The sequence below is a fragment of the Streptomyces sp. NPDC014006 genome (assembly GCF_043088925.1).
Taxonomy (GTDB): Bacteria; Actinomycetota; Actinomycetes; order Streptomycetales; family Streptomycetaceae; genus Streptomyces.
The window spans coordinates 630,265-643,853 of the sequence record NZ_JBICAJ010000001.1 but is presented as its reverse complement, the minus strand read 5'-3'; the positions used below and the strand labels follow the sequence as shown (position 1 = coordinate 643,853).

Below are 13,589 nucleotides of genomic sequence, written 5' to 3'. Positions count from 1 at the left end.
GCTTCAAGATCAGCGGATGCGCGGACCCCGCTTCCCCTCCTCCTCCGTGACAGGTGCCCTCGTCACCGCCCTCGCCGCCCTGGGCGTCGTCGGGGGGGTGCTCGTCGGGTGGGGCGGGCTCGACACCGTCAACGGGTGCGGGTATCCGGACAACCCCTATCCGTCCGAGACCGCGCGGGACTGGGTGACGTACGCCGACGTCGTGGTCGTCGGGCAGGCCGTGGGCGAGCGGGAGAGCGGGCGGCGGGAGCTGCCCCCGGGCCCCTACCGGTACGCCGTCGAGCGCACCGTGCGCATCCGCGCCGAGTCCGTGCCGTACGAGTCGCGGGAGCGGTCGCACCCGGCCGTCGGCGCAGCCTTCGACTACGTGGCGCCCGGCTGGAAGATCACCCGCGGCAGCCGGGCCCGGGTGGACGTGCTGACCGGAGACGCGCCCCGGGTCGTGCCCGGTCACACCTACATCCTCGCCCTGCGCCACCGCGAGGGGCGGTGGGTGGCCCTCGGCGAGGGCGGCGTCGTGCCGTTCGACGGGCATGTGGTGGGGCGCGGGGAGTGGTGCGGGCAGGTCGTCGGCACCGACGGGTTCGCCCACGGGGAGCGGCTCGACCGGCGCGACGACCACAGCCTGGAGAAGGCCCTGCTGGGACAGGGCGACCAGGCGCTCGTCCGTACCCTGCGGGACGCCCGGCGGCGCTAGCTCAGGACCTCACGGGTTCTCCCACGCCGCCGGCTCCGCCGCCAGCTGCCGTACCGGTTCCGGGAGGGCGTCGGCTGCGATGTCGGCGACCGTGACGCCCTCGAGGATCCTGCGGACGTTGGCGCGCAGGGCGATCCACAGCGGGAGCAGGGGCTGGGCGCTGCCGGTGTAGGTCAGGCCGGTGGGGCGTTCGCCGCGGACCGAGACGATCGGGCCGTCCACGGCCCGGATGACGTCCGCCACCGTGACCGCGGACGCCTCCCGGGCCAGCCGGTAACCGCCGCCCCCGCCGCGCCGGCTGTCCACGATGCCGGCGCGGCGCAGGTCGCCGAGGATCCCCTCCAGGAACTTGTGCGGGATGGCCTGGGCCGCGGCGATGGCCTCCGCCTTCAGCGGGTCGTCGCCCTCCTGCCGCACGGCCAGTTCCAGCACCGCCCGCACCGCGTAGTCCGCCCGCGCCGAGATCCTCATGCGTTCATTGTGGCGCGCGGAGCCGTCGTTGCTACGCCAGCCTGATCACGTTCCACGACAGCGGCTCCAGTACGGCCGTCAGCCGGCCGTCGGCGAGAGTCGTGCCGTCGACCCGGTGCGGGACGACCCGCTCGGGCTCGGTGAGCGTGTTGCGGGCGTCCGGGTCGGCGTCGGCGAGGGCGCTGTGCTCGACGACCCGGGTCAGGTCCAGGCCGCTCAGGGCGACGTGCAGCGGCAGCGGCTCGGTGCGGCCGCGGTTGACCGCGAAGACGGTGACGGTGCCGTCCTCGGCGCGCACCGCGGTGGCGTGCAGCAGGTCGGCCTCGCCGTACTTGGCCGTCGTGTACGTCGGCGAGTCGACGCGGACGTCCAGCACCTGCCCGCGGCCGTACTTCGACGCCTGCGCGAAGGGGAAGTACGTCGTCTGGCGCCAGGCCGGGCCGCCCGGCTCGGTCATGATCGGGGCGATGACGTTGACCAGCTGGGCGAGGCAGGCGACGGTCACCCGGTCCGCGTGCCGGAGCAGGGCGATCAGCAGGGAGCCGAAGACGACGGCGTCGGTGACGCTGTAGTTGTCCTCCAGCAGACGCGGCGCCTCGGGCCAGTCCTTAGGCGCGAAGTTCTTGGCCCGCTCTTCCCAGCGGGTCAGGTACCAGACGTTCCACTCGTCGAAGGACAGGTTGATCTTCTTCTCGGACTTGAGCTTGGCACCGATGTGGTCGGCGGTCGCGACGACGTTCTCGATGAAGGACTCCATGTCGACCGCGGAGGCCAGGAAGGAGTCGACGTCGCCGTCGAGCGGCTCGTAGTAGGCGTGCAGGGAGATGAAGTCGACCAGGTCGTAGGCCTCCTGGAGCACCTCCGCCTCCCACGCGGCGAAGGTGGGCATGGCCTGGCTGGAGGAACCGCAGGCGACCAGTTCGACGGACGGGTCGATCTGGCGCATGGCGCGGGCGGTCTCGGCGGCGAGGCGGCCGTACTCGGCGGCGGTCTTGTGGCCGGTCTGCCAGGGGCCGTCCATCTCGTTGCCGAGGCACCACAGCTTGATGCCGTAGGGCTCCTTGTCGCCGTGGGCGGCGCGCAGGTCGCTGAGCGCGGTGCCGGAGGGGTGGTTGGCGTACTCCTGGAGCTGGAGCGCCTCGGCGACGCCCCGGGTGCCGAGGTTGACGGCCATCATCGGCTCGGCCTGGGGGCCGATCTTCTTCAGGAAGGCGATGTACTCGGACAGGCCGAAGCGGTTCGACTCCGTCGAGTGCCAGGCGAGGTCGAGGCGGCGGGGGCGGTCCTCAACGGGACCGACGGAGTCCTCCCAGCGGTAGCCGGAGACGAAGTTGCCGCCGGGGTAGCGGAGGGCGGTGACGCCGAGTTCCTTCACGAGCTCCAGTACGTCTGTGCGGAGGCCTTCGGCGTCCGCGGTGGGGTGGTCCGGTTCGTAGATGCCGGTGTAGACGCAGCGGCCGAGGTGTTCGACGAAGGAGCCGAAGAGGCGGGGGTTTACTTCGCCGATGGTGAAGGCGGGGTCCAAGGTGAATCGGGCGGAGTGCAATGTTCGCCTTTCCGAGTGAGTGGTTCTGTTGCGTGGGCGACCACCGGTTCGTTGTGGCTGGTCGCGCAGTTCCCCGCGCCCCTACCGGAGTTCGGGCCAGCCGGAGTCCCAAGACACCTTGTTCAGGCCCAGCTTGGGTGTGCCGCTGTCCGTCGCGTCGTAGTAGTGGTACGCCAGCCAGTCCTGGCCGGCGTCGCGGAAGACAGACTCGCCGCCCGTGCCGACGTAGCGGCCGTGGCCGGCGAGGAGGAGGTCGCCGCCGCCATCCAGCAGGGACTTGCCGGTGCTGTCGACGTACGGGCCGGTGACGGACGTGGAGCGGCCGACGCGGATCTTGTAGGTGGAGTTCACGCCGGCGCAGCAGGCGTCGTAGGAGGCGAAGAGGTAGTAGTAGCGGCCGTGGTGGACGACGTACGGGCCTTCGACGGCGTAGGGGGCGTCGGGGCGGGTGGCCAGGTGACGGACCTCGGCGCCGGGGATCGCCTTGCCGGTCTTCGGATCGAGCTGGACCATGCGGATGCCGGTCCAGTAGGAGCCGAAGGCCATCCACAGCTTGCCGTCGGCCTTGACGACCGCGGGGTCGATCGCGTTCCAGGCGTCGGTCTTCTCGGAGCTGAAGACCTTGCCGTGGTCGGTCCAGGTTCCGGGCAGGCCGGTGGGAGACGTGGCGACGCCGATCGCGGAGTGGTTGGTGCCCCAGGAGGAGACGGCGTAGTAGAGCCAGTAGCGGCCGTCGCGGTAGGAGATGTCGGGGGCCCAGGGGTCGCCGGTGTCGTTGTACTCGTACCACCAGCTCGGCGGGGTCGCGAAAGCGTTGCCCGCGTCGTCCCACTGCTCGCGGTCCTTGGAGACGCGGGCGCCGATGACGCCGCCGGTCGAATAGGCCACGTAGCCGCCGGACTTGAGGCGGATGACGGTGGGGTCGTGGATGATCTGCTGGCCCGTGACGGGCTGGGGATCGGGGTAGGTGACGTCCGCGCTTGCCGTGGCCGGGATCAGGGCGATGACGGCGGTGGCGACGGCCGTCGCGAGTCGCGTGCGCTTCAACTCAAGTGCTCCTCGGGAGTTCTCACTGTCCGGCGAGGCCGGTGTGCGCGACACCCGCCACGATCTGGCGCTGGAAGAAGACGAAGACGACGATCAGCGGCAGGCCGGCCATCAGGCCGCCGGCCATGAGCTGGGCCCACTGGATGCCGTAGGAGTTCATGACGGTGGCGATGCCGTTGGGCATGGTCATCAGGTCGGGGTTGTTGGTCACCATGTAGGGCCACAGGAAGTTGTTCCACGAGGCGATGAAGGTGAAGATGCCGACCGCGGCGAGCGAGGAACGCGACAGCGGCAGGACGACGGTGAAGAAGACCCGCCAGCGGCCGGCGCCGTCGATGAAGGCGGCCTCCTCGAGTTCGCGCGGGATGCCCTGGAAGAACTTGTAGAGGATGTAGACCATCGCGGCGGGCGCGCACTGCGGCAGGATCATGCCCCAGTAGGTGTCGACCATCCCCATCTGCTGGACCGTGGTGAACAGGGGCACGCCCAGCACCGCCGGGGAGACCATCAGCCCGGCCATCACCACGCCCATCAGGACGCTCTTTCCGCGGAACTCGGTGCGGGCGAAGCCGTATCCGGCGAGCGCGCTCACCATGAGCACGATCGCGGTGACACAGACGGAGACGACGAGGGAGTTCACCAGCCAGTCGGTGATGTTGCCGGTGTCGAAGAGGGCCTTCCATGCCTGGCCGGTGAAGTGCTCCGGCAGCCAGTGCGGCGGGATCTCGGCGGCCTCGGCCTCGGACTTCAGCGAGGTGAGCAGGGCCGCGACGATCGGCGCCACGAAGAGCGCGGAGACGGCGACGCCGAGCAGGGTGAGGACGATCTGGCTGGGGGTCCAGCGCTTGCGGACCCTGGTGCGTACGGTCGACGTGGCGGTGGTCATCGGCCGCCCTCCTCACGGTTGCGCAGCAGCCACATCCGCGCCAGGGCGACGACTGCGATGATCACGAAGAAGATGATGGAGATCGCGGAGGCGTAGCCCACGCGGTAGCTGGTGAAGCCCTGTTCGAGGGTGTACTGCACGAAGGAGCGGGTGCTGAGCTCGGGTCCGGGGCCGAAGTCCATCATCACGACGGCTTGGTCGAAGAGTTGCAGCGAGGCGAGGATCTGGAGCGCGACGACCAGGCCGGTGATGTGGCGCAGCATCGGCAGGGTGATGTGGACCATGCGGTGCCAGGCGTTGGCGCCGTCGAGCTTGGCGGCCTCGTACAGGTGGGCGGGGATGCCCTGAAGGGCGGCGAGGTAGAGCAGGAAGGAGAAGCCGACCGTCCACCACAGCGTCTCGATGACGATGGCGAGCATCGCGTACGACTTGTCGGTCAGCCAGGGCGTGTCGATGCCGAGGGTCTGGTTGAACAGGCCGATGCCCTGGGTGAACAGCCACTGCCACATGTTTCCGGCGACCGTCGACGGCAGCAGGAACGGGGCGAAGAAGCACAGCCGCCACAGCCACTTGCCGCGCTCGATGTGGTGGGCGAGCATCGCCAGCAGGAAGGCGAGGACGGTGATGCAGGGGACGACGAGGAGGGTGAAGTACGCGCTGTGGCCGAGCGCGTCCCACATGGCGGCGTCGTTGAGGGCCTCGCGGTAGTTGCCGAGGCCGAGGAAGTGGGCGCTCTCGCCGGAGACGTTGGCGTCCGTGAAGCTGAGGTAGATGCCGCGCAGCAGCGGCCAGATCACGAAGAGCACGAAGAGCGCCAGGAACGGGGCGACGAACCAGCCGCCGTGCTGGAAGCCCTGCTTGCGGCGGACGGTCGCGCCGGCGGTGGCGGTCGTCGCCCGCACCGGGGAAATGACGGATTCTGCGCTGGTCGTCGTCATGCGACGGCACCTCCCTGCGCGGCGGTGTGGCCGTCCATCGGGTTCTTCGAAGCGAGGAGCTTGACGAGTTCGGTCTTCATCCGGCGCGCGACCGTGTCCGGCTTGGCGGAGCCCATCGTCGAGGAGACGACCATCGGGCCGAGGTCCTGGGCGAGGATGCCGGTGGAGCCCGCGAACCACACCTTCGGCTCGTTGGCCTGGTGGTCCATGGCGCTGACGTACTCGTGCTGCGGGGTGAGCTTCTGGTACGCGGCCGTGGACAGCGTCGGTGTGTAGGCGGGGATGTGGCCGCCGGCCGCCCACTGCAGGGCGTGCTTGACGACGTACGCGGCGAGCCGGTGGGCCCCCTCGTTGGTGGCGCCGCCGCGGCCGGACTGGTGCGGCAGCACGAAGGAGTGGGACTCGGCGTGGGTGGCCCGCTTGCCGAAGACGGGCGGCAGCGGGGTCGCTCCGTAGTCCAGCTCGGCACCGGAGAAGACCGGCACCGACCAGTTGCCCTCCCAGGTGAAGGGGGCGCCGTTGACGAACTGCTCGCCGGTGGGGGCGCCGGGGATGACGTATCCGTCGGTGACGTGGCGGCGCAGGAACTCCAGGACTTCGGTGGCCTTGTCGGCGTCGAAGGTGACCTCGGTGTTCTCGGCGTTGAACCAGGTGCCGCCGAGCTGGGTGTAGAAGGCGACGAAGAACCACCACTGGAAGTTCTGGTCGTTGGTCCACAGGCCGATGGTCTGCAGGCCGCCCTTGGTGACCTTCTTCGCCTTCTTCAGGACGTCGAACCACTCGGTGGTGGAGGTGACGGGCACGAGCCGGCCGTCGTCGCCGAGCAGGTCCGCCTTCTTCAGCACGTCCTTGCGGTAGAAGCAGAGCTGGACGTGGATGTCGAGCGGGAGGGCGTAGAGCTTGCCGTCGATGACGGCGCGCTTCCACAGGGCGGGGTTGAAGTCCTTCTCGTGAACGCCGTACTTGGCGAGCAGGCCGACGTCCCACGGGTCGAGCAGGCGGCCGGGCGAGAAGCCGGTGACACGGCCGAGGTGCATGACGCCGAGTTCCGGTGCGCGGTTGCCGGCGGCCGCCATGGCGAGCTTGGTGTAGAAGGGGTTGCCCCACTGGAGGGTGGAGTCCTTGACCGCGACGTCGGGGTTCTCCTTACGGAAGGCGTCCAGCATGGCGATCATGTTGGAGCCGTCGCCGCCGCTGAAGAGGTTCCAGTAGCGCACGCGGGTGCGTGCGCCGGCGGCGAGCGCGTCGGCGCCCGTGCCGAGGGCCGCGAAGCCGAAGCTCCCCGCGACGGCGAGGCCGCCCGCGGTGGCCAGAAGGTGCCTGCGATTCAGGCCAGGTCGTCCCATTGCCTGCCCTTACGTTTCGAGGGCGTCGTGCCCTTTTGCCCGCAGCGCCATCCCCGATGTTCGATATTTCGGATGACGCTCGTAACTTCGAACGGGACCGTAAGGTCGGAGCGCCGGGACGTCAATGGTTCGGACAGGACTTCCATCCGGTTGTCGAAACGTGATCACTCCGCGCCGCGCTCCTGGCCGGTGGATCGCGTGACGCGGACACGCCCGGCCACGTAGGCTCGAACAGCCCTGAAAGCGGCGGCGGAAGGAGGCGGGATGGACATCACGGCGCTGCTGCGGCACTCACGGCACCGCTCGTCCATGCGCGCTCTCGCCGCATCCCTCACCACCGCCGTACGCCGGGCCGGTGAACCCCCGGGCGATGTGCGGGACCTGTGCCGGGCACTGTGCGCGGCGATGACACAGCGGCGCGGCGGACGGCCGGTCGAACTGCGCTTCGAGAGGTTCCCGGACGGCATCGGGGTCACCGGGCTGTGGGTGGAGTTCCAGGCCTTCGACCTGGTCATCGTCGAGGAACGCGCCGAGGAGGTGCAGCAACTGGTGGTCCTCGGGCACGAGTTGTGGCATCTGCACGCCGGGCACCGGCACCAGGTCGCCACCCCCGCCGCGGCCCGGGCGCTGGCCGGGCGGCCCGGCTGGCAGGACCTCGCGCTCGGCGCCGCCGCCCGCGGTGGCTCCCGCTCGCGTGACGAGGCCGACGCCGACGACTTCGGGCACCGGCTCGCCGCGCTGTGCCGGGACCTCGTCACCGGCTCCGCCGACCAGCGCACGGCCGACCCGCTGCAGCGCTCCCTCGGCTACCACGGGCGCCCACGGAGACCGCGGTGACGGTACGGCTGGCGCTCACCCCCTCGGCGTTCGTGACCGACTTCTACACCTCGTTCTGGTGGATCCCGACGCTGGTGCTCGCCTCCGCGCTGGCCGTCAAACTGCCCACCATCGTGCGGCTGTGGAAGGACCCGCTACTGCGCGCGGTCGGCGGACTGCTCCTGCTGGCCTGCTCGGTGTTCGTGTTCGTCGCGCCGTCCACGATCGCCTGGACCAACCGGGTCACCGGCGTGCCCAACATCGCCGCGCCCCTGGTGTATTCGCTGCTCACCGCGTTCTGCGGATCCTGCCTGCTGCTGATCATCGCCTGGCGCAACGGCCTGTCCGAGCACGCGCCGACCACCCGCCGCGCCCGGCGCCTGGTCGTCACCTCTTACGGCGCGGTGATCGTCGTCCTGTGGATGCTGTTCGCCCTCGCCGACGTGCCCGTGGAGCGGCTGCGGGACCTCGACACGTACTACGCCACCACGCCGTTCATGCGTGAGGAGATCCTGCTCTATCTCCTCGCGCACTGCGTCGCCGTCCTGATCACCTCGCGGCTGATCTGGAACTGGGTGCGCACCGACGGCCTCGACGGCTGGCTGCGCTGGGGGCTGGTCTTCCTCGGCGGCGGCTACGCCATGAACCTCGTCTTCGACGCCGCGAAGCTCACGGCCGTCGCCGCCCGGTGGACCGGGCACGACCTGGACTGGCTCTCCACCAAGGCGGCACCCCCGGTCGCCGGGCTGTCCGCCGTGCTCATCGCGGTCGGCTTCATCCTGCCGCACATCGGGCAGTACCTCCAGGATCGCTGGCGGGTCCGGCTCGCCCACCGCGAACTCGCCCCGCTGTACCAGCTGATGCGCTCCGTGCAGGGCCGCGGTGTGCCCCGCGTGCTGCGCGCCGCGCCCGAACTGCGGCTCATCCGGCGCGAGACGTACATCCGCGACGTCCTGCTCCCGCTGGCCCGCCACCTCGACGAGGACCTGCGGCGCCGCGCCGAGGACGCCGCCCTCGCCCTCGGGCACCCACCGGAGCGGGCGCGGGCGCTCGCCGCCGCGGTGGCCCTCCTGGAGGCCGTCGAGGCACGGCGCGGCACCGAGGGCGACGAGGAGGCGGCAGACGGCGTGGACACCGCCCGGCTGCTGCGGGAGATCGGCGCCGTCTCGCGTGCGCTGCGCCGCCGGGACGCGGTGGCGCAGGTGCGCGCCCGCGCCGCCTCTCTCGGCTCCGCGCAGGGCACGAGGTAGCTGAGGGGCCGCAGGGGTTGGCATAGTGCACGGCGGGGGGCTGGCAAGGTGCACGACGACCGCACGAGCACACCGGGACGGTGCCGAGGACAGTGCGTATCTGGCGTACGAGCAAGGAGATGCGTCGGCTCGCCGACGCCCTCATCGACCCCATGCAGGTGCCCCTGCCCACGGACCCCGAGACGCTGTTCGCCGCACTCGTCGACTCCGTGAGCGCCTGGCGTGGCCGGGAGGTCACCGTCCACCGCGAGGTCTTCCCGCCGCACACGGCGAGCGGGCTGTGGCTGGAGCGCGAGGGGCAGGACATCGTGGTCGTCGACCGGCGGGCCGCCGTGTGGCACCAGATCGTGATCTTCTGCCACGAGGTGTGGCACATGAACCGGCGGGACGACGAGGCCGCGGCCCGTGGCGAGCTGCCGCAACCGGTCGCCGCGCGCACCGACTTCAGCCTCGCCGAGGAGCAGGAGGCGGACCGTTTCGGCATGCTGATGGGCCGCCGGCTGCGAGCCTGGCTGGAGGCGTCCCCCGACTCGGTGTTCGCCGCCGACAGCGCCGACACCGGCGGCCCCCAGGATCTCGCCGGCCGGATCGGGGCCGCGCTCAACTACCGCGGGACACCCAGATGAACGGCCTGACCAACTACCTCAGCTGCGGCGTGCTGTGGCTCGGACTCGCCCTGAAGGCGCCCGACCTGGTGCGGCACCGGCACGACCCCTATCTGCGGGCCATCTGCGCGGTACTGGGCCTGGCCGGCCTGTGCTTCTTCCTCGGCGCGCCGCCCACCATCGGCACGGTCAACCGCCTCAGTGGTGTCGCCAACCTCGCCGCGCCGCTCACCTACTCGGCGATCACCGCGTACGGCGCCGCCTCCCAGGTGCTGATCGTGCGCTGGCGGGGCGGTCCCGGTGTACGGCGTACCGCGCGCCGGTGGATCGTCGCGTACACCGGTGTGGCGCTCGGCATCGGGGCGGCGTTCGCGCTGGGCGACGCGCCCGTGGAGCGCCGTACCGACCTGGACACCTACTACGCGACGACACCGTTCATCGCCGAGATGATCGTGCTGTACCTGGTGGCGCACCTCGTCGCCGCCACCGTCACGCTGGTCTCCGCGCTCGCCTGGGCCCGCCGGGTGACCGGCTGGCTGCGCGCCGGGCTGCTCGTGCTGGGCGTGGGCACGCTGTGCGGCGCCGGTTACAGCGCCGCCAAGCTCGTCGCGGTGGGCGCCCGCTGGACCGGGCACGACTGGTCGCCGCTGGACACCGCCGTCTCACCGGCCGCGGCGGGGCTCGGCGCCCTGCTCACCTCGGCCGGCATCCTGGTACCGCTGGCCGGACCCCGGCTGGCTCAGTGGCATCGGGCGTGGCGGGCGTACGCACGGCTCGCGCCGCTGGAGCGGGAGCTGGACGACGTCCTCACCCGCCGCGCCCTGCGCCTGCCCCGGCCACGCTGGGCCACCCCGCCCACCCGCCTGATGTGGCGCCAGACCAGCATCCACAACGCCCTCGGCCACCTGGACAGCGCCTACGACCCGCTCCTGTACGCCCGCACCCACGAGGCCGCGCTCGAGGCCACCGGCGACCCCGCCCACGCGGCCGCGACGGCCTGGGCGACGGTGATCGCGGCGGCGGCGGAACGGGACCGGGAGGACCGGGAGGACCAGGGCGACCGGGCGTTGGCGCCGTCGCCCGCCGACCCGCACGCGCCGCCGCCCGACGGCACACCCGGCCGGCACACGGCACCGGCCGCCCGCACGGCACCGGCCGCCCGCACGGCGACGGCTCCACGGCTCGCGGCAGCGGCCGAACCGGCTCCCCCGGCTCCCGTACGGCTCGCGGCGGTGGCCGGCGACCCGGTGGCCCTTCCCCCGGGTGGTCCCGTCGATCTCGCCCGGATCGCGGACGCGCTCGGCGGGGTGCGCGGGCCGGGGCGGGGCGTGGACGGAGTGGGCCCGCGATGAGTCTCGTCGTGTATCTGGCGGCCTGTGTGTTCGGACTGTCCTCCGTGCTGCTCTTCCGCCGGCCCCGCACCGCCCTGCGCAACCCGCTGACGGTGTCCACGTGCGCGGCGATCGTCCTCGGCTCGCTCGTCTTCGTGTGCGCCGCCCCGCTCACGCTCGCCGCGGTCAACGACCTCACCGGCATCCCCAACTTCGGCGCCCCGCTCACCTACGGCATGCTCAGCGCGTACAGCTGCTCCCTGCTGATCCTGCTGATCAACTGGCGCGGCGGCTCCCGGGAGCGCGTGCGGCGGCTGGTGCTGCGCTGCGTCGCCGCCTACGGCGCGGTGATCGTCGCCATCGTCGTGCTGTTCGCCCTCGCCGACGCCCGCACCGAGCGGCTCACCGACCTCGACACCTACTACGCGACCACGCCCGGCCTGCGCGAGATGATCCTGCTGTACCTGCTGGGGCACAGCGCGGCCATGCTCGCGATGTGCGCGGTGTGCGTGAAGTGGGGCCGCGAGGTGACCGGCCTGCTGCGCGCCGGGCTGCGCCTGATCCTGACCGGCGCCCTGCTGGACCTGCTGGGTTTCCAGGCCGCCAAGTACGCCGCCGTGGTGGCCCGTTGGTCCGGTCACGACCTGGACTTCCTGTCCACGACCGTCGCCCCGCCCATGGCCTCCCTCGGCGCGCTGATCTGCTCCGCCGGGTTCGTGCTGCCGAGGCTGCTGCCGGCGGTCGTGGCGCAGTGGCGCGGTTACGGCGAGAACCGCACGCTGCGCCCGCTGTGGACCGCGGTGCGCTTCGCCTCCACCGCGCCGAAGCCGCAGGCCCGCTGGTGGTGGCTGCCGCAGGAACGGCTGCGCTGGCGCGAGGTGTCCATCCACGACGCGCTGCTCGCGCTGGCCCCGTACTTCGACGAGCGGGTCCGCCTGCGCGCCCTCGACGAGGCGCTGCGGGCCGGCCGCTCAGCGCACCGCGCCCGGATCGACGCGGAGGCCGCCATGCTGGCCGCCGCCACCCGCCGGGCCGCCGCGCAGGAGCCGCCGCTGGACGCGCCGAGCCCCTACCGGCTGCACGCCACGGAGGTGCCCGGCACGAGCGGCCTGGTGGAACTGGCGCGTGCGCTGTCCCGTTCCCCTCTCGACACGGGATGGCGCGCGGGTACGGTAAGGGCCGCCTCCCCCCGCTGAACTCCTGTTCGCCGACCCAAGGAGCCCCATGCCGCACAGAGCTGTCGTCATCGGAGCCGGCCTCGCCGGGATGCTGGCCGCGGCGGCGTTGTCGGCCACCGTGGCGGAGGTGGTCGTGGTGGAGCGGGACGACCTGCCCGACGGTCCCGACCACCGCAAAGGGCTTCCGCAGGGGCGGCACGCCCATCTGCTGATGCCGGGCGGCCTCGCCGCGATGGAGGAGCTGATACCGCGGGTGAGTGTGCGTCAGGCGCTGCTGGCGGCCGGCGCGCACGAGGTGCCGCTCGGCTCCGGCATGCTGGCGCTCACCCCGGAGGGCTGGCTGCGGCGCTGGCGCGACGGCGGGCCCCGCATGATCACCTGCAGCCGGGCGCTGCTGGACTGGGTGGTGCGGGACCTGGTGCTGGCGCACACCGGCGTACGCATCGAGCGGGGCCGGGCGCTGGAACTCACCGGCTCCCGCGGCCGCGTGCGCGGCGTACGGGTCGAAACGGACGCCGGGCAGGAGGAGTTCACGGCGGACCTGGTGGTCGAGGCGGGCGGGCGCGGCTCCCGGGTCGTCGAACGGCTGGAGCGGCTGGGGGTGTCCGGGATACGGGAGAAGACGGTGGACGCCGGGCTCGTCAACGCCACGCGGGTGTACCGCACGCCCGAGGGCGCCGAGGATTTCCCGCTGACCGTCGTCCAGGCCGACCCGTATGTGTCCCGGCCGGGCCGCAGCGGCATGGTGCTGCCCATCGAGGGCGGCCGCTGGATGGTCAGCCTGGCCGGCACCCGTGGCGGTGAGCCGCCGGCGGATCCGGAGGGTTTCCTGCGGTACACGCTCGACCTGCCGCACCCGATCGTGGGCCGGCTCATCTCCGGCGCCGAGCCGCTGGGCGACGTGTATGTCAGCCGCAGCACGAAGAACTCCCGCCGCTATCTGGAGCGGGTGCGGGAGTGGCCGGAGGGTCTGGTGGTGCTCGGGGACGCGGTGGCGACGTTCAACCCCGCCTACGGTCAGGGCATGTCGGTGGCCGCGCTGGGCGCCGCGGGGCTGCGCCGGGAGCTGGAACGCGGCGGCCCCACCGCGCCCGGCCTGGCACGCCGGGTGCAGCGCGGGGCGGCCCGGGCGGTGGAGGCGGCCTGGGCGTCGGCGGTCGGCCAGGACATCTGGTTCCCGGACGTACGCGGCGGCCGGCCCGGCGTCGCCGACCGCCTCGTCACCCGCTACTCCCGCCGCCTGACGGGCGCGGCGACGTCGTCCCACGACGCGGCGCGGGTCCTGTGGGACCTGACGAGCCTGCGCACGGGCCCGACCCGCCTGCTGCGCCCCGACGCGGTCCTGGCGGCCGTGGCGGGCCCCCTGCTCCCGCCCCTGTCGGGACCACCGCTGACCCCGACGGAACGCAAGATCCTTACGGAACTGGATCACACGGGGCGGGAGGAGCGGGGGCGCGCGTGAGCGCCGCGTGGAGCCG

Annotated in this window: 13 protein-coding genes; 7 read left to right on the top strand and 6 right to left on the bottom strand. The window is 72.1% G+C overall.

The genetic code is table 11. From position 1 onward, the window contains the following. The first annotated feature begins 16 nt into the window (after positions 1 to 16). The gene (locus ACF1GV_RS02895) at positions 17 to 697 is read left to right on the top strand and encodes a hypothetical protein (RefSeq protein ID WP_391677174.1); all 681 of its coding nucleotides are present in this window, start codon (positions 17 to 19) and stop codon (positions 695 to 697) included. A gap of 9 nt (positions 698 to 706) precedes the next feature. Here ACF1GV_RS02895 and ACF1GV_RS02890 read toward each other — a convergent pair whose 3' ends face one another. From ACF1GV_RS02890 to ACF1GV_RS02865, 6 genes are all read right to left on the bottom strand, one after another. Further along, positions 707 to 1,168 carry an Rrf2 family transcriptional regulator gene (locus tag ACF1GV_RS02890; RefSeq protein ID WP_363269058.1) on the bottom strand — a complete coding sequence of 154 codons (462 nt, stop codon included), beginning with the start codon at positions 1,166 to 1,168 and terminating at the stop codon, positions 707 to 709. Positions 1,169 to 1,199: 31 nt separating this feature from the next. Then, entirely contained in the window at positions 1,200 to 2,714 is a 1,515-nt protein-coding gene (locus tag ACF1GV_RS02885) for an alpha-N-arabinofuranosidase (RefSeq protein ID WP_391677173.1), read from the bottom strand. 81 nt (positions 2,715 to 2,795) lie between these two features. Then, the gene (locus tag ACF1GV_RS02880) at positions 2,796 to 3,761 is read right to left on the bottom strand and encodes an arabinan endo-1,5-alpha-L-arabinosidase (protein ID WP_391677172.1); all 966 of its coding nucleotides are present in this window, start codon (positions 3,759 to 3,761) and stop codon (positions 2,796 to 2,798) included. A gap of 22 nt (positions 3,762 to 3,783) precedes the next feature. After that, a complete protein-coding gene (locus ACF1GV_RS02875; protein WP_391677170.1) occupies positions 3,784 to 4,647 on the bottom strand; it encodes a carbohydrate ABC transporter permease in 864 nt (287 codons plus the stop codon). Next, positions 4,644 to 5,585 (bottom strand): carbohydrate ABC transporter permease, encoded by a 942-nt coding sequence (locus ACF1GV_RS02870; protein ID WP_391677169.1) that lies wholly within the window; start codon positions 5,583 to 5,585, stop codon positions 4,644 to 4,646. The genes ACF1GV_RS02875 and ACF1GV_RS02870 overlap by 4 nt, the downstream gene beginning before the upstream one ends. Next, entirely contained in the window at positions 5,582 to 6,931 is a 1,350-nt protein-coding gene (locus ACF1GV_RS02865) for an extracellular solute-binding protein (protein ID WP_391677167.1), read from the bottom strand. Before ACF1GV_RS02865 ends, ACF1GV_RS02870 begins: the two co-directional genes overlap by 4 nt. A gap of 264 nt (positions 6,932 to 7,195) precedes the next feature. Here ACF1GV_RS02865 and ACF1GV_RS02860 point away from each other — a divergent pair, with 264 nt between their 5' ends. The 6 genes from ACF1GV_RS02860 (at position 7,196) to ACF1GV_RS02835 (ending at position 13,573) form a co-directional block, all read left to right on the top strand. Continuing rightward, positions 7,196 to 7,768, top strand: a complete 573-nt coding sequence (locus ACF1GV_RS02860) for a toxin-antitoxin system, toxin component family protein (RefSeq protein ID WP_391677165.1) — start codon at positions 7,196 to 7,198, stop codon at positions 7,766 to 7,768. After that, positions 7,765 to 8,997, top strand: coding sequence for an MAB_1171c family putative transporter (locus ACF1GV_RS02855; protein ID WP_391677163.1), 1,233 nt, complete (start codon positions 7,765 to 7,767; stop codon positions 8,995 to 8,997). The genes ACF1GV_RS02860 and ACF1GV_RS02855 overlap by 4 nt, the downstream gene beginning before the upstream one ends. Positions 8,998 to 9,116: 119 nt before the next feature. Beyond that, positions 9,117 to 9,623 carry a toxin gene (locus ACF1GV_RS02850; protein ID WP_391678466.1) on the top strand — a complete coding sequence of 169 codons (507 nt, stop codon included), beginning with the start codon at positions 9,117 to 9,119 and terminating at the stop codon, positions 9,621 to 9,623. Then, positions 9,620 to 10,954 carry an MAB_1171c family putative transporter gene (locus ACF1GV_RS02845; RefSeq protein ID WP_391677162.1) on the top strand — a complete coding sequence of 445 codons (1,335 nt, stop codon included), beginning with the start codon at positions 9,620 to 9,622 and terminating at the stop codon, positions 10,952 to 10,954. The genes ACF1GV_RS02850 and ACF1GV_RS02845 overlap by 4 nt, the downstream gene beginning before the upstream one ends. After that, positions 10,951 to 12,129, top strand: a complete 1,179-nt coding sequence (locus ACF1GV_RS02840; RefSeq protein ID WP_391677160.1) for an MAB_1171c family putative transporter — start codon at positions 10,951 to 10,953, stop codon at positions 12,127 to 12,129. Before ACF1GV_RS02845 ends, ACF1GV_RS02840 begins: the two co-directional genes overlap by 4 nt. Before the next feature lie 28 nt (positions 12,130 to 12,157). Continuing rightward, on the top strand, positions 12,158 to 13,573 hold the full coding sequence (locus ACF1GV_RS02835) for an FAD-dependent monooxygenase (RefSeq protein WP_391677159.1): 1,416 nt from the start codon (positions 12,158 to 12,160) through the stop codon (positions 13,571 to 13,573). The last annotated feature ends 16 nt before the right edge of the window (positions 13,574 to 13,589 follow it).

Coding starts and splice junctions, on each gene's coding strand:
- ACF1GV_RS02870 (WP_391677169.1), bottom strand. CDS start 5,585: ATGACGACGACCAGCGCAGAATCCGTCATTTCCCCGGTGCGGGCGACG.
- ACF1GV_RS02875 (WP_391677170.1), bottom strand. CDS start 4,647: ATGACCACCGCCACGTCGACCGTACGCACCAGGGTCCGCAAGCGCTGG.
- ACF1GV_RS02840 (WP_391677160.1), top strand. CDS start 10,951: ATGAGTCTCGTCGTGTATCTGGCGGCCTGTGTGTTCGGACTGTCCTCC.
- ACF1GV_RS02890 (WP_363269058.1), bottom strand. CDS start 1,168: ATGAGGATCTCGGCGCGGGCGGACTACGCGGTGCGGGCGGTGCTGGAA.
- ACF1GV_RS02865 (WP_391677167.1), bottom strand. CDS start 6,931: ATGGGACGACCTGGCCTGAATCGCAGGCACCTTCTGGCCACCGCGGGC.
- ACF1GV_RS02895 (WP_391677174.1), top strand. CDS start 17: ATGCGCGGACCCCGCTTCCCCTCCTCCTCCGTGACAGGTGCCCTCGTC.
- ACF1GV_RS02860 (WP_391677165.1), top strand. CDS start 7,196: ATGGACATCACGGCGCTGCTGCGGCACTCACGGCACCGCTCGTCCATG.
- ACF1GV_RS02835 (WP_391677159.1), top strand. CDS start 12,158: ATGCCGCACAGAGCTGTCGTCATCGGAGCCGGCCTCGCCGGGATGCTG.
- ACF1GV_RS02845 (WP_391677162.1), top strand. CDS start 9,620: ATGAACGGCCTGACCAACTACCTCAGCTGCGGCGTGCTGTGGCTCGGA.
- ACF1GV_RS02850 (WP_391678466.1), top strand. CDS start 9,117: ATGCGTCGGCTCGCCGACGCCCTCATCGACCCCATGCAGGTGCCCCTG.